This is a genomic window from Actinoplanes utahensis (assembly GCF_016862455.1).
GTDB classification, from domain to species: Bacteria; Actinomycetota; Actinomycetes; order Mycobacteriales; family Micromonosporaceae; genus Actinoplanes; species Actinoplanes utahensis.
Genome location: NZ_BOMZ01000003.1, coordinates 16364 through 31255, shown reverse-complemented (window position 1 = coordinate 31255; position 14892 = coordinate 16364). Strand labels below are relative to the sequence as shown.

The window sequence follows — 14892 nt, the reverse complement described above, 5'->3', positions numbered from 1 at the left end:
TACCCTGCATGGCGCGGATCCAGCTGGGTAGCTTGGTGCGGGTGACTGTCGGCAACACCTCTCCCGAGCCCCGGACCCGTTCCTTCCGCAGCGCCGCGATCCTGCTGATATGCGGCGTCTTCGCTGCTCTGGCGGTCGCGGCCGCGTCGTTCCCGGCGGTGGCGATAGCCGGTCTGGCCGCGAAGGCCGGCGCCGAGGAGCTGGGGGAGATGCCGTCCGAGCTGATCCAGCAGTCGTCGCCGCAGGTGTCGCGGATCTACGCCTCGGACGGCAGGACGCAGATCGCGATCATGTACGACGAGTTCCGCAGCGACGTGCCGCTCGCCAGGATCTCGCAGAACATGCAGGACGCGATCGTGGCGGCCGAGGACCACAAGTTCTACGACCACAACGGCGTCGACCTGAAAGGTGTGGCCCGCGCGTTCGTCAGCAACAAGCAGGGCGGCAGCAAGCAGGGCGCCTCGACGCTGACCATGCAGTACGTGCGGATGGCCCTCGCCTATTCGGCCACCGACCCGCAGGCGGTGGTGGACGCGACCAAGGACACGGTCGAGCGCAAGGTCACCGAGATGAAGTACGCGATCCAGGTCGAGAAGGATCTCACCAAGCAGCAGATCCTGGAGCGCTATCTGAACATGGCCCCGTTCGGCAACGGGGCGTACGGCATCAACGCGGCCAGCCAGGTCTACTTCGGGAAGAAGGCGGCCGACCTGACCGTCGCCGAGTCGGCGCTGCTGGCCGGCATGGTGAAGGCGCCGACCGCGTTCGACCCGACGACCACGACGGGTTACCCGCAGGCGCTGGCCCGCCGCGACTACATCGTCGCCAACATGCTCGACATGAAGCTGATCACCGAGGCCGAGGCGGCCACGGCGAAGAAGGCGGCGCTGCCGAAGAAGACGAAGCGGCCGAGCAGCGGCTGCGTCTCGGTGGCGAAGAACCACTGGGGCTTCTTCTGCGACTACTTCTACCGCTGGTGGCTGAGCCAGGACGCCTTCGGCGCGACGACGTACGACCGGGAGCGCGTGCTCAAGGAGGGCGGCTACCGGATCGTCACCACCCTGGACCTGCAGGCGCAGGCGTCGGCCCGGGCGGAGATCAGCGACCGTCAGGACGACGACGACCCGAACGCGCTGATGCTGGCCGCGGTCCAGCCGGGCACCGGCGCGGTGCGGGCGCTCGCGACGAACCGCAAGTTCAAGATCGACGCCGAGGCGCACCCGCAGAACAGGCTGTCGTCCAACCCGGATCTGGCCGAGAAGGGCATCCGCGGCACCTTCCCGAACACCACGAACCCGATCATCACCGGCAGCTCGGGTGTCCCCGGCTACCAGGCCGGCTCGGTGTTCAAGATGTTCACCATGGTCGCGGCGCTGGAGGCCGGGATGGGCCTGGACACCACGATCGACTCGCCGGCGAAGTACCGATCCGGCTACCTGGACTCGGGACCGGAGTCGTGCGGCGGCTACTACTGCCCGAGCAACGCGTCGGCCGGCGAGGCCGGGAACTTCAACATGTGGACGGCGTTCGGCAAGTCGGTGAACACGTACTTCGTGCCGTTGCAGGAGCAGGTCGGCGCGGAGAAGGTGGTCGACGTGGCGAAACGGTTCGGCATCCAGTTCCGGTCGTCGGAGGACGCGCGCCTGGCGAACAACAAGGACTACGCGCACGAGTGGGGCGCGTTCACCCTCGGGGTGTCGGCGTCGACGCCGCTGGACATCGCGAACGCGTACGCCACCCTGGCCGCCGACGGCATGTACTGCAAGGCTACCCCGATCCAGCAGATCACCACCGCCGACGGCAAGAGGATCGACGCCGGGAAGCCGGAGTGCACCCGCGCCACCACCAAGGACGCGGCGCGCAAGGCCCTCGACGCGGCCCGCTGCCCGGTCGGTGACCGCGCCCAGCTCGGCGACTGCGCGGGCTCGACCGCGCCGCAGGTCCGCGACGTCGTCGGCCACCCGGTCTTCGGCAAGACCGGCACCACCGACAACGACAAGACCGCGGCCCTGGTGGCCGGGACGCGGTCGCTGGTCGTCGCCGGTTACCTGGCGAACCCGGACTGGGCGGGGCACCGGGACCGGATGTCGCACGGCATCGTCAACCCCGCGGTGTACGAGACCCTCGCCGACTACATGGACGGCAAGGAGATCCAGGAGTTCCCGGCCCCATGACGTTCTGAACGCCGCGAAGCCCTCCGGAAGTGAGCTTCCGGAGGGCTTCGGCGGTTCAGGCAGTCGCTGCGGGGCTCGGCGACTCCGGTCTCTCCGCCGCCGCCGCGGAAAGGGCGGATCCCGGGGAAGGGGTGGGCCCGGCGCCGGTGGATCCGGCCGGCCGGCGGAGGACGGCGACGCCGACCAGGAAGGCGGCGAGCAGCAGCCCGGCCGAGACGGTGAAGGCGAGCCGGTACCCGCCGGTCAGCGCCGCCGCCTCGGACCACCCCGCCGCCACCAGCTCCGACGTACGGGAGGCGGCGAGCGTGGACAGCACCGCCACCCCGATCGCCATGCCGGCCTGCTGGGTGGTGTTGAACAGCCCGGAAGCCAGCCCGGCGTCGCTCTCCCGGGCCCCGGACATGCCGAGCGCGGCCAGCGCCGGCAGCACCAGCCCGCCACCGGAGATCAGCAGCATCACCGGCAGGAGGTCGGTGACGTAGTCGGCCCGCACCGGGATCCGGCTGAGCCACGCCATCGCCGCGACCAGCAGAACCAGCCCGGCGAGCAGCACCGCCCGGCTCCCGAACCGGTTGCTGAGCGGCGCGGACACGAACAGCGAGACCGCGCCGATGCCGACCGCCGCGGGCAGCATGGCCAGGCCGGTCGCCAGGGCGCCGTAGCCGAGCACGTTCTGCATGTAGAGCGCCACCAGCACCTGGAAGGCGAACATCCCGGCGACGGTCAGCATCTGCGCCACGTTGGCTCCGGACACGGCGCGTGACCGCAGGATGCGCAGCGGCATCAGCGGGTTCGCCGCGGTGGCCTGGCGCACGAAGAACAGCACCAGCAGCAGCACCGCGACGGTGCCGAGGACGAGGGTGTGCGCCTCGGTGACGATCGTGGAGATGCCGAGCATCAGACCGGCGGTGACCAGCACGGCGCCGATCACGTCGGCGCCCGCGGAGAGCCCGGCGCCCCGGTCGCGGGGGAGCGCGGTGAGGGCGAGCGCCACCGTCGCGATGCCGATCGGCACGTTGATGAAGAAGATCCACGGCCAGTCGAGGGCGTCGGTGAGGACGCCGCCGAGCACCTGCCCGATGGACGCGCCGGCCGCCCCGGTGAAGCTGAAGATCGCGATCGCCCTCGTGCGCTCGGCCGGGTCGGTGAAGAGCGTGACGAGGATGCCGAGGACCACGGCCGCGGCCATCGCGCTGCCGACGCCCTGGAGGAACCGGGCGGCGATCAGGGTCGCGGGGTCCGCGGCGAGGCCGGCGAGCAGCGACGCGGCGGTGAAGACGACGGTGCCGGCGAGGAACACGGCGCGGCGGCCGATCAGGTCGCCGAGGCGCCCGGCGAGCAGCAGCAGACCGCCGAACGGGATCAGGTAGGCGTTGACCATCCAGCTCAGCCCCGCCGGGGAGAACCCGACGTCCTGCTGGATCGCGGGCATGGCGACGGTGACGATGCTGCCGTCCAGGATCGTCATCAGCCCGGCGGCCGAGAGCACGGCGAGAGCGGTCCAGCGTTTCGGGTACGGCATGGTGTTCCTCCCCATCGAGCGCGACAGGTAGGAACGTACCAGATAGTTTTGTTATAGACGATCCTTGTCGGATCTATTTGCTGCGCTCCCGGGCGCGGCGCGCCGGCTGCGGGTTCTCCACGGGGTCGGCGAGATGGTCGGTGACCAGCCGGTTCAAGGCGCGGACCAGGATTTCGCGCTCGTCGTCCGGAATCGACCGCAGAGCATCACGGTGCACGCCGTCGACGATCGCCTGACTACGCCGGGCGATCTCCGCGCCGGCCTCGGTCACCGCGATGATCCGGGCACGGCGGTCGGTCCTGCTCGGGCGGCGTACCGCGTACCCCGCCTTCTCCAGGGCATCGACCGTGACCACCATCGTTGTCTTGTCCATGTCGCCGAGCTCGGCCAGCTGGATCTGCGTCCGCTCCTGCTCGCACGCGTGCACCAGGACACAATGCATGCGCGCGGTGAGCCCGATCTCGCTGAGTGCCGCCGCCATCCGGGTACGCAGCACATGGCTGGTCCGGTCGAGCAGGAACGACAGGTCGGTCTCGGTACGGGTGGGCGCCATCGCGGTCATGCGGCCAAGAGTAGTTCCGCTCCGGATGATCCGTCTCGGAACACTCGGCTGGTCGTCGGTGCCGTCTCACCGCCGCCGAGACGGCGCCGACGGCCGGCCGGGGTGTGCGGCCGTATTCCGGGGCGGCGGAGGCCGGCCGGTGACGGACGTCGATACGCTGGGCGGGTGACCGTCGATCTGGTCCTGTTGTCGCGCGTCTGTTTCCGGGATCGGGAGATCTCCGGTGCCCGGCTCCGCGGCCTGATCGCCCTGCTCGCCGGCGATCTGCGGACCGGCTGCGGCACCAGGCGACTGATCGAGGCGCTGTGGCCCGGCGACCAGCCCGAGCATCCGGCGAAAGCGTTGCAGATCCTCGTCTCCCGGGCCCGGTCACAGTTCGGCGCGGACGTCATCGTGCGTACCCCCACGGGCTATCGGCTGACCCTCACCGAGGACCGGGTGGACAGCGCGGCCGTCCTGGTCCGGGCGGCGGCCGCGGCCCGGTGCGCCCGCGCCGGGGATCACGCCGCCGCGCTGGCGCACGCCGACGCCGGCCTGGCCTTCTGGCCGGATCAGAAACCCCGGGCCGGCGACGGTTCCGGTGATCCGCTCGCCGTGCTGCGGGCCGAGCGCCAGGCCACCCACCGTGATCTGGTACGGCTACGCGCACTCGCCCTGGCCCGCCTCGGCCGGGCCGCCGAGGCCGTGGAACCGCTCACCGCCCTGGCCGACGGCCTGCCCCGCGACGAGGAACTGCTGCTCGAACTGCTCCGCTGCGAGGCGGCCACCGCCGGGCCCGCCGCGGCGCTCGCCCGCTACGACGCCCATCGCCGGGCGCTGCGCGACGACCTCGGCGCCGACCCCGGCCCCGCTCTGCAGGAGGAACACCGCCGCCTGCTCCAGGGCGCCGTCCCCACCATCCGCCACGGCGTCGTGCACGAACCCAACCCGCTGCTCGGCCGGGACGCCGACCTCGCCACCGTCGAGTCCCTGCTGCGCACCTCCCGCGTCGTCTCCGTCGTCGGCCCCGGCGGCCTCGGCAAGACCCGTCTCGCCCACACCGTCGCCCGCCGCGCCGAGACACCCGCCGTCACGTTCGTCGCCCTCGCCGGCATCAGCGCCGCCGCCGAGGTGAGCGCGGAGGTCGCCGCCGCCCTCGGCGCCGGCGACTCGCCGCGCGGGCACCTCACCCCGCTCGCTGGCGCCGCGGCGGTCCTGGCGAAGGGGCCGCATCTCCTCGTCCTGGACAACTGCGAGCATGTCGTCGAGGCCGTCGCCGAACTCGTCGCGAATCTGGTCGCGATGACGGGTGAGCCGCGGATCCTGATCACCAGCCGGACCCCGCTGGGGTTGTCGTCGGAGGTGGTGCACCACCTGCCGGAGCTGAGCCCGGCGACCAGCGCCGAGCTGTTCGCCCAGCGGGCCCGGGCCGCCCGCCCCGGCGCCGACCTGCCCCCGGCGGCCGTCGCTGAGCTGTGCCGCCACCTGGACGGGCTACCACTCGCGATCGAGCTGGCCGCCGCCCGGGTGCGGATCATGTCGGTGCCCGAGCTGGCCCGGCGGCTGAACGACCGGTTCGGGCTGTTGCGCGGCGGCGCCCGGGACGCGCCCGCCCGCCACCACACGCTGCACGCGGTCGTCGACTGGAGCTGGAATCTCCTGGACCCGGCGGGGCAGGCGGCGATGCGCGCCCTGTCGGTGTTCCCGGACGGGTTCACCGTGGCCGCCGCCGGCTGGATCCTCGGCACGGGCCCGCCGGCCCTGGACGGTTCCGCTGCCGGATGGGCGGACCGGGTGGAGCCGCTGCTGGTGCTGGAACGGCTGGTGGACCACTCGCTGCTGAAGGTCTTCGACACGCCGTCCGGGAGCCGGTTGCGGATGCTGGAGACGGTTCGGGAGTTCAGCGCGGCGCGGCTGGCGGAGTCGGGGCAGACCGAGGAGGCGACGGCCGCGTTCCTCGTCTGGGTGCGGGCGTTCGGGCTGGAGCACCACGCGACGATGTTCGGCCCGGAGCCGTACCAGGCGGCGGCCGCGGTCCAGGCGGAGCAGGAGAACCTGCTGCACGCGCTGCGGCTGGCCGTCGGGCGGGACGACCGGGCGACGATCGCGGCGGTGACCGCGGTGCTCGGCGGGCTCTGGCTGATCGACTCGGACTACGCGCGGCTCGCGGGCCTGGTACGACAGGTGTCCTGGCCGTTGTCGCACTTCCGGCCGGAACCGGGCTTCGCCGAGATCACCCGGGGCGCGCTGGTCGTGTCGCTGGCGTCGGCGTTCGGTTCGGACGGGCCGCGGCCGGTCCGGGCAGTCGTCGCGCTGCGCAGGCTCGGCCCGGCGCCGGTGGATTCGGTGGTCGGGGTGGTCGGCCGGGTGATGGGCGCGCTGGGGGATCCGGTCGAGCTGGAGCGGCTGTGCGCCGGCCCGGACCCGCTGCCGGCCGGTGCCGCCGGCATTCTCGCGGCCTACCACTGGGAGGGCGCCGGGGACCTCGACGCGGCGCTGACGGCGGCCCGGCGCGCGCTCGGCCGTTTCACCGGCCTGAAGGTGCCCTGGCTGCTGGCGGTCGGGCACTGCCGCATCGCCGAGTTGTGTCTGCAGCGGGAGCAGGGCGCGGAGGCTCGGGCGCATCTGCTCGCGGCGATACCGATCACCGACCGGCTCGGGGCCCGCAAGACCGCGGCCGGCATCCGGGCCTGGCTGATCCTGGCCAACCTGCAGACCGGCGACACGGTCGAGGCCGAACGGTGGCTCGACGCTCTCGCGCGGATCACCTTCGACGAGGAGCCGGACGCCTGGTCGGTCGGCTATGAGCTGGGGATCCGGGCCGAGCTGCACCTGGCCCGTGGTGAGGTCGAGGCCGGTCTGCGGCTGTGGCGCCGCGTCGCCGACCGGGTCCGCGACGACATCCTGGACCCGTGGGTGATCGAGGCGCGGGCGGTCACGGTGGTCGCGCACGCCCGCCACGGCCGCCTCGACCGGGTCGCCGATCTCGCTGCCGCACTGCCCGCCCGCCTCACCCGGCTGCTCACCCACCCGCTCGTCGACCCGCCGCCCTACCTGGTCGAGCAGGCCCTCTGCGGAACCCTCCTGCTGGCCGTCGGCGCCACGCGACTCACCACTTCGGGTGCGAACGACGGCGGTGCCGCACCCCGCGCCGGGGTGCGGATGATCGCGCTGGCGGAGCGGTTCCGGTTCCTCCGGAACTTCCAGCCGACGATGTCGGCAGCGGCGGCGCGAGCGGATGCCGAGCGTGCGGACCGGGCGGCGTACGAGGAAGCCGTCTCCTCCTACGCCACCCTGGACGCCGGCGGGCTCCGCGCGGCGGCGCTGGCACTCCTGGACTGATCAGCGCGCGCCGCCGGGCGGGCCGGCGCGTGCCCTGAGTGGTGCAGGGACGGTCAGCGCGTACGGTCGCGGTCGTAGTTGCGCTTCGCCCAGGCGTACCCCGCAAGGGTTATCGCCGTGCACCAACCGCCCGCGACCCAGCCGCTGACCCCGACCCCCGTCCCCATCAAGAGGCCGCGCAGCGTCTCCATGATCGGTGTGAACGGCTGGTGCTCGGCGAACAGCCGCAACGCGGTGGGCATCGACTCGGTCGGCACGAATCCGCTGCCGAACAGCGGCAGCAGGGTCAGCGGCATCGGCATGTTGCTCGCCCCGGCCACCGTCTTCGCCGCCAGGCCCATCCCGACGGCCAGCCAGATCAGCGCGAACGCGGTCGCCGTGAGCAGCCCGCCGGCGGCGAGCCATTCGATCGCGGTGGCGTTCGGTCGGAACCCGATCAGGAGCGCCACCGCGAGCACCACGGTCAGCTGGAAGAGGATCATCAGCAGGCTGCCGAGCACGTGCCCGGTGAGTACGGACGACCGGGCGATCGCCATGGTCCGGAACCGGGCGACGATGCCTTCGGTCATGTCCATCGCCACCCCGATCGCGGTGCCCTGCACCGCGCTCGCGACGGTGATCAGCAGAATGCCGGGAACCACGTAGTCGACGTAGGCGGCCCGGCCCCCGTCACCGTCGTCGAGACCGTCACCGAGGGTGCCGCCGAGCACGTAGACGAAGAGCAGCAGGAAGATGATCGGCACCGCCAGCAGGATCAGCGACGTGGACAGGTCACGGCGCATGTGCCGCAGCTGCCGGCCGAGCATGGTGACGGAGTCCCGCACCACGAGGGTCATCACGCCTCCACCTCGGTCAGCGCGAGGAACACGTCGTCGAGGGTTCCGCCCGGCACCCGCTGTTTGAGTTCGGCCGGGGTGCCCTCGGCGACGATCCGGCCGTGGTGCAGCAGCGCGACCCGGTCGGCGAGCTGGTCGGCCTCCTCCAGATACTGGGTGGTCAGGAAGATGGTCACCCCGCGGCCGACCAGGCCCCGGACGATGTCCCACATGTCGCGGCGGCTGCGCGGGTCGAGCCCGGTGGTCGGCTCGTCGAGGAACACCACCCGCGGATCGCCCATCAGCCCCATGGCCAGGTCGAGCCGCCGCCGCATGCCCCCGGAGTACGCCGCGGCGCCCTTGCCGGCCGCCTCGACGAGATCGAACCGCTTCAGCAGGTCGGCGGCCCGGCGCCGCGCCGCAGCCCGTCCGAGATGGTGGAGGCGGCCCATGAGCAGCAGGTTCTCCTCGCCGGTGAGATAGCTGTCGACGGCCGAGAACTGCCCGGTCACCCCGATCGCCGCACGTACCCGGTCCGGTTCGCGGCGCACGTCGTGACCGCAGATCCGGGCGACACCGCCGTCGGCCCGGATCAGGGTGGACAGGATCTGCACCATCGTCGTCTTGCCGGCGCCGTTCGGGCCGAGCAGCGAGAACACGGTGCCCTCCGGCACTCGCAGGCCGATGCCGTCGAGCACCACCTGACCGCCGTAGGACCTGCGCAGACCCGTGACCTCGATGGCCGGCACGCTGGAATCGTTCGTCATGCGCCGAAGGGTGCCGCCGCCCCGGATCACCGCGGTTCCACCGCGGTTTCACACTTTCGATGGCACGTGAAAGCCACCCGGGCCGCGAAACGGCGGTAGCGTCACAGGGACAGGCGCCACGTCGGGTTGCCGGTCTCCGCGTCACAGGGTCTCCATCTCGGCATCGTCCGCTGGCGCGGGCGCTCAGCAGGATCTCCGCACGACTCCCACGCTGTCCAGGGATGAGACCATGCCCTCCGAACTGTCGACCGGCTCCGCCGGGCTCTCCGTCGACATCACGCTTCCCACGGATTCCACCGCCGTCGTCACGTTCGCCGGCGAGATCGACAGGACCAACTGCGTTGAGGTGGTCCGGGTGGTCGACGAGGTTCTGCGCTGCCACGGCCCGCGCCGCGTCAGTCTGGACATGGGCGAGGTGCGGTTCATCGACTCGGGTGGCGTCCGGGCGCTGGTCATCTCCCAAGAGGAGGCCCGGCGACAGGGCGGTGACCTGGAGATCGGGCGGGCACACCTGATCGTCCACCAGGTCCTGACCATCACCGGCCTCCTCGAGGACTTCAACCTCGGCCCGGCCTGAGACCCCTCACATCCGGTCGGCGGCCGCCCGGATCGCCTCGCGGATCCGTGAGTACGTGCCGCACCGGCAGATGTTGCGCAGCCCGTCCAGGTCGGCGTCGGTGATCTCCCGGCCCTCGGCGGCGGCCTCGCGGACCAGCGCCACCGCGGCCATGATCTGCCCCGGCTGGCAGTACCCGCACTGTGCCACGTCATGATCGAGCCACGCCTGCTGCATCGGATGCAGGTCGCGGCCGACCGTCGCGGGCAGACCCTCGATGGTGACGACCTCGTCGGACGGCTGCAGATCCCCGACCGGAACGGTGCACGGGGTGACGGCCCGCCCGTTGAGGTGGCTGGTGCAGGCTTTGCAGACGCTGATGCCGCAGCCGTACTTCGGCCCGGTGATGCCGAGGATGTCGCGCAGCACCCACAGCAGCCGCACCTCGGCGGCGATGGTGACGGTGACCTGTTCACCGTTGACCCGGAAGGTGTGCTCAGGCACGGTCGGCTCCGTCGGTCGGGGAGGCGGGAATCGGGGGGATCGTCGGTTTCGGGGTGAACGACAGAGTGCCGTGGTTGATCGGGAAGACCGTCGGCATCGTGCCGGTCGCCCGGGCGTAGGCGCAGGCCACCGCAGCCATCGCCGCCGACACTCCGAGCTCCCCGGCGCCGCCGGGCTGGTCGGAGTCGCCGGGCATCACGATGATCCGCAGGTCCGGCGGGGTGTTCCACTGCCGGGTGTAGAAGTAGTCGTCCCAGCTCGCCTCCAGGAAATGCCCGTCGCGCAGGTGCAGGCTGGAGGTCAGGGCCAGAGCGATGCCGTCCATGACGCAGCCCATCATCTGCGCCTCCAGGCCGCGCGGGTTGACGGCGAGCCCGACGTCCACGACGAAGACCACCTTGGTGACGCGCGGCCCGCCGACCCCGTCCCGGATCGGCCGGCCGACGGTCTCCGGCCGGCAGTCGATCTCGACGAGGCAGGCGCTGACCGCCTTGTACTCGGAGTGGAACGCGATGCCCTGCGCGGTTCCGGCGGGCATCGCGCGTCCCCATCCGCCCTCCCCGGCGACCTTCTCCAGTACGGCCCTCGAGCGCTCGTCACGCAGGAACTCGCGCCGGAACCGGTACGGCTCCCTCCCCATCCGCGCCGCCAGCTGGTCGATCATCAGCTCCCGCGCGCACGTGGTGTCGGGGGAGTAGACGTTGCGCATGCTGCCGGTGTTGAACCCTTTCCCGGTCTCGCTCAGCAGCCGGCTGTGCACCCCGAACCGGTACGGCGACGTGTGGCTGAACTGGAAGAACGTCTGCGCGAACGCGGCGTCCCCGATGGGCAGTTTCGCGGCCATCGCGGTGAGCAGCTCACCCAGCCCGTGCCCGAGATCGGTGGTGACGCTGGTGTGCCGCTGCTCGAAACCGAGCACCGTGTTCCCGGCGTAGGCGATCCGCACCCGGGACGTGGCCATCGGATGGGTGCGCCCCTGCCGGGAGTCGTCGGCCCGGTGCCACATCAGCTTGACCGGCTTGCCGATCCGCTGGGACACCTCGGCGGCCTCCAGAGCGGCGTCGAAGAACAGTTTCCGGCCGAACGACCCGCCGCCCTCGGTGACGTGCACGGTCACCTTCGACGACGGCAGCCCGAGGCGGGCGGCGATGGTCTGCTTGGCCACGATCGGCGACTTCAGCGCCGACCAGATCTCGGCGCTGCCGGGCTGTACGTCCGCGATCGCGCAGTTGGTCTCCAGGGCGCTGTTGCTGCGGAAGTGGAAGGTGAACCTGCCTTCCACCACGGGCGTGAGCGGCCGCGGCCCGAGCGGCAGTTCGGCGGCGGCCAGCTCCTTGAGCACCGTCTCGTCGCTCTTGCCGTCGACCGGGCCGGGCCGCCAGGTGACCTTCAGCGCCCGTACCGCGTCGATGCACTGCCCGAAGGTGTCCGCCCGGACCGCCACCCCGGTGGAGATCGGCACCACGTCGGTGACGCCGGGCATGGCGAGGACCTCGGCGAGGTTCCCCACCGGGCCGGGTCTGCCGTTGATGGTCGGCGCCCGGCACACCATCGTCGGCTTGGCGCCGGGTACGTCCAGGTCCATCGCGAACTTCTTGCGCCCGGTGACCGCGGCCGGCCCGTCGATCCGGTTGTGCGGCCTGCCGATGACGGTGAAACTCTCCCGCGGGGCGAGCTCCACACCCACCGCCAGGGTCCTCGGGCTGGCCGCTGCCGTGGCCAGCTCACCGATGCCGATCCGGCGGCCGCCGTCCCGGTCGAGGACCATGCCGTCGCGCAGCCGCAGGTCGGTGGTGCCGAGCTTCTCCGCGGCGGCGGCCAGCAGCCGGATCCGGGCCACGGCGGCGGCGACCCGGATCGGGGTGAACGTGGCGATGGTGGTGTTCGAGGCGCCGGTCAGCTGGTTGAACAGCAGCTCCGGGCGGGCGTCGGCGAGGGTCACCCGCACCCGGTCCACCGGCACCGACAGTTCCTCGGCGATCAGCATGGCCGACGAGGTGGTGATGCCCTGCCCGACCTCGGCCCGGGGCAGCGCGAACGACACCGTACCGTCCGGGTTGATCTCGACCGAGATCAACCCGGATGTGGGCAGGGCCGCCGCCGTCATGATGTCGTTGAGGTCGAGCAGGTCGGCGGCGGCCTCCGCGCCGGTGGGGGTGGCGGCGGCCACCAGGACGGGGGCCGCCAGCACGTAACCCAGGAACGCCCGCCGGGATGTCGCCATCACTCCGGCCGGTTCGTCGTCGGGATCTCGATCTTCGTCTCCCGGGCCTTCGTCAGGAACAGGAGGATGTACTGCCGGACGGCCTCGTCCAGCAGCCACGCGGTCTCCGGCACCAGCGGCAGCGGGATCAGCTTCTCCCGGAACCTCACCAGGGCCGGCCACGCCACCGCGACCAGCGGCTCCCAGATCGGCTCCCGTCTGATGCCGTCCCAGTCGGCGACCTGGTCACCGACCAGGTAGCGGGCCAGGGCGTTGCACAGCGGCCGGCTGACGCTGAGCGGGCTGGTCTGCTCGGCGAGCTGGCTCAGCAGGATGTCGGTGAGCTCGACACCCTCCCGGGTCGGCCCCATGTTCGGCGGCAGCACCTGATCGGACTGGGTGTTCGCGGCCGCCCAGGTCGCCGGGATGTACTCGTCGCGAACCCCGAGCAGGTGCGCGGTCACCTGCCACACGTGCAGGTAGGCCTGCGAGTCGGCGGCGGTGATCGGCACGTTCCACTCGCGGAGCTTGCGCATCGCGTACGTGGGCAGCGTGTGCCAGGTGACCAGGATGTCCTCCTGGCTGATCGGCACACCCCACCGCCAGTGCGGCGACTGCTTCAGCAGGTGCCGCACCGCGGCGTGCACGAGGCGGGTCTTCACCGCCTGCACGACACAGTCGCCGTCCGGCCGGTACGCGTTCAGCGACCCCACCGAGAACCCGAGGAGGCTGGTCTTGGCGACCCGGTCCTCCATGTCGGCGCCGCCCTTGGAGTAGTAGACCGACCACGCCTCCTTCGGGATCGCGGTGCTCAACATGCCGCCGCCGACCCCGTTGAGCAGGTTCAGGTACAGCCCGCGGGACTTGTTGAACTGCGCGGCCCGTTCCAGCTTGGCGGTGTCCGCCCAGGACGGCAGCCGCCGGGCCTTCTCGATGAAGTCGTGCAGGTAGCCGGGCAGCCCGGCGGGCAGCGGCTGGTCGTTGCGGGTCCAGTTCCACAGCAGCTTGTTGACCGCCGGCACCGCCCCGGTGTCCAGCAGTTCCGCCGACACCGGGTCGGCCTCGTCGTCCCACTGGGTGCTCCACGGCTGCGCCGCCCGGGCCTGCGCCGGGGCGCTGATCCCCAGCGCGCCGAGCGTCCCGAGGGCGGCCCCGCCGGTCATCAGCATCTTGCGCCTGCTCAGCTCAGCCATGACTGGTCTCCGGGCGGTTCGTGACCGGGATCTCGATACTGATCGGCCGGGCCTGCGAGAGGTACAGCAGCGCGAACTTGCGCAGGAACTCGTCGAACAGCCAATACGCCTTCGGCGCCAGCGGGAAGGGCAACAATCCTTCGCGTACGGCCACGAAGGGTCCCCACGCCGTCCGCAGCAGCGGGTCCCACACCGGCTCGCGCGGGATCCGCAGCCAGCCGGCGATCTCGTCCCCGAGCATGAACCGGGTGAACGCCCCGAGAATCGGCTTGGTGAGGATCCCCGCGTCGATCGCCGCACCCAGGTGCAGCAGGATGTCGGCCAGCTTGACGCCCTCCGGAGTGGCCCGCAGGACCGGGTCGAGGACCTGCTCGGCCTGGGAGTTCGCCTGCGCCCACGAGTTCGGGATGTACTCGTCCTTCACGCCGAGCAGGTGCGCGCCGACCTGCCACGAGTGCAGGAACGCCTGCGACTCGTCCGCCGGGATCGGCACCTTCCAGTCGGTGAGCTTGCGCATGACGGTGGTCGGCAGACTGTGCCAGGTGACCATGATGTCGGCCTGGCTGATCGGGATGTCCTCCTCGGCGACCGGCGTCCAGTGCGGCGACTGGGGCAGCAGATGCCGCACCGCCGCGTGGACGAGACGGGTCTTCACCGCCGTCACGATCATCTCGCCGTCCGGCTGGTAGGCGTTGACGCTGCCGATGTCGTACCCCAGCTTGGCGGTCTTGGAGATGCGGTCCTTCATGTCCGCACCACCCTGGGAGTAGTAGACGGCGAGCGCCTCCTTCGGGATGACGGTGCTCATCATGCCGCTGGCGAGCCCGTAGAGGACGCCGAGGTAGAGCCCGCGCTTCTCGTTGAACCGCACCGCGGTGGCGAGTTGCTCCTGGTCGGCCCAGGACGGGAGACGCCGGGCGTACTCCATGAAGTCGCGCAGGTCGGCCGGCAGGCCGTCGGGCAGCGCCTGCCCGTTCTTCTTCCAGGTCCGCAGCAACGCGTTGACCTGCGGGACGTCGCCGCGCTCGATGAGGTCGGCGACCAGCGCGTCGGCCTCCGGATCCCACACCCACCGGGGATCCGCGCCCACGCCCTGCCCCGCCACCGACCCCTGGGGCGACCAGGTCCACGTTCGTGCCGGAACCGCCGCGCCGAGAGCGCCGATGGTGCCGGCTTTCAAGATGTTCCGCCTGCTCAGTGGTTCCACGCTTCGCCTCCTGTGCCGTGAAGGCCCGTGATGAGCGTGTCGACTTCGGGTGCGTGTGCCGTCCGAAG

10 protein-coding genes and 1 pseudogene are annotated in these 14892 nt (G+C 71.6%); 3 read left to right on the top strand and 8 right to left on the bottom strand.

Going from position 1 to position 14892, the window contains the following annotated elements:
• The first annotated feature begins 41 nt into the window (after window positions 1-41).
• Window positions 42-2174, top strand: a complete 2133-nt coding sequence (locus Aut01nite_RS01430) for a transglycosylase domain-containing protein (RefSeq protein WP_043524983.1) — start codon at window positions 42-44, stop codon at window positions 2172-2174.
• Between the two features lie 55 nt (window positions 2175-2229).
• On the opposite strand, the gene Aut01nite_RS01425 is transcribed toward Aut01nite_RS01430, so the two are convergent.
• Window positions 2230-3696 carry an MFS transporter gene (locus tag Aut01nite_RS01425; RefSeq protein WP_052163671.1) on the bottom strand — a complete coding sequence of 489 codons (1467 nt, stop codon included), beginning with the start codon at window positions 3694-3696 and terminating at the stop codon, window positions 2230-2232.
• Between the two features lie 73 nt (window positions 3697-3769).
• The gene (locus Aut01nite_RS01420; protein WP_043524882.1) at window positions 3770-4258 is read right to left on the bottom strand and encodes a MarR family winged helix-turn-helix transcriptional regulator; all 489 of its coding nucleotides are present in this window, start codon (window positions 4256-4258) and stop codon (window positions 3770-3772) included.
• A gap of 165 nt (window positions 4259-4423) precedes the next feature.
• Between Aut01nite_RS01420 and Aut01nite_RS01415 the strand changes: the two genes are divergently transcribed.
• The gene (locus Aut01nite_RS01415; RefSeq protein WP_043524883.1) at window positions 4424-7579 is read left to right on the top strand and encodes an AfsR/SARP family transcriptional regulator; all 3156 of its coding nucleotides are present in this window, start codon (window positions 4424-4426) and stop codon (window positions 7577-7579) included.
• Between the two features lie 53 nt (window positions 7580-7632).
• Here Aut01nite_RS01415 and Aut01nite_RS01410 read toward each other — a convergent pair whose 3' ends face one another.
• Window positions 7633-8415: an ABC transporter permease gene (locus Aut01nite_RS01410; RefSeq protein WP_043524884.1), complete on the bottom strand. Its 783-nt coding sequence runs from the start codon at window positions 8413-8415 to the stop codon at window positions 7633-7635.
• Between the two features lie 44 nt (window positions 8416-8459).
• A pseudogene (locus Aut01nite_RS01405) lies at window positions 8460-9161 on the bottom strand (ABC transporter ATP-binding protein); the annotation flags it as partial.
• A 229-nt stretch (window positions 9162-9390) separates the two neighbouring features.
• Between Aut01nite_RS01405 and Aut01nite_RS01400 the strand changes: the two are divergent.
• Window positions 9391-9738 (top strand): STAS domain-containing protein, encoded by a 348-nt coding sequence (locus Aut01nite_RS01400; protein ID WP_052163672.1) that lies wholly within the window; start codon window positions 9391-9393, stop codon window positions 9736-9738.
• A gap of 6 nt (window positions 9739-9744) precedes the next feature.
• Here the strand turns inward: Aut01nite_RS01400 and Aut01nite_RS01395 are convergent, their stop codons facing one another.
• The 4 genes from Aut01nite_RS01395 to Aut01nite_RS01380 are packed head-to-tail and all read right to left on the bottom strand — an operon-like array spanning window position 9745 to window position 14824.
• Window positions 9745-10221 (bottom strand): (2Fe-2S)-binding protein, encoded by a 477-nt coding sequence (locus Aut01nite_RS01395; protein ID WP_043524885.1) that lies wholly within the window; start codon window positions 10219-10221, stop codon window positions 9745-9747.
• Complete coding sequence (locus tag Aut01nite_RS01390) at window positions 10214-12445, bottom strand: molybdopterin cofactor-binding domain-containing protein (RefSeq protein ID WP_043524886.1); 2232 nt, start codon at window positions 12443-12445, stop codon at window positions 10214-10216. The genes Aut01nite_RS01395 and Aut01nite_RS01390 overlap by 8 nt, the downstream gene beginning before the upstream one ends.
• Window positions 12445-13617 (bottom strand): oxygenase MpaB family protein, encoded by a 1173-nt coding sequence (locus Aut01nite_RS01385; protein ID WP_043524887.1) that lies wholly within the window; start codon window positions 13615-13617, stop codon window positions 12445-12447. Before Aut01nite_RS01385 ends, Aut01nite_RS01390 begins: the two co-directional genes overlap by 1 nt.
• On the bottom strand, window positions 13610-14824 hold the full coding sequence (locus tag Aut01nite_RS01380; protein ID WP_043524888.1) for an oxygenase MpaB family protein: 1215 nt from the start codon (window positions 14822-14824) through the stop codon (window positions 13610-13612). Before Aut01nite_RS01380 ends, Aut01nite_RS01385 begins: the two co-directional genes overlap by 8 nt.
• Between the last annotated feature and the right edge of the window lie 68 nt (window positions 14825-14892).

Excerpts from the sequence above, each read along its gene's own strand:
- Aut01nite_RS01390 (WP_043524886.1), bottom strand. The coding sequence starts at position 12,445 with ATGGCGACATCCCGGCGGGCGTTCCTGGGTTACGTGCTGGCGGCCCCC.
- Aut01nite_RS01420 (WP_043524882.1), bottom strand. The coding sequence starts at position 4,258 with ATGACCGCGATGGCGCCCACCCGTACCGAGACCGACCTGTCGTTCCTG.
- Aut01nite_RS01410 (WP_043524884.1), bottom strand. The coding sequence starts at position 8,415 with ATGACCCTCGTGGTGCGGGACTCCGTCACCATGCTCGGCCGGCAGCTG.
- Aut01nite_RS01400 (WP_052163672.1), top strand. The coding sequence starts at position 9,391 with ATGCCCTCCGAACTGTCGACCGGCTCCGCCGGGCTCTCCGTCGACATC.
- Aut01nite_RS01385 (WP_043524887.1), bottom strand. The coding sequence starts at position 13,617 with ATGGCTGAGCTGAGCAGGCGCAAGATGCTGATGACCGGCGGGGCCGCC.
- Aut01nite_RS01425 (WP_052163671.1), bottom strand. The coding sequence starts at position 3,696 with ATGCCGTACCCGAAACGCTGGACCGCTCTCGCCGTGCTCTCGGCCGCC.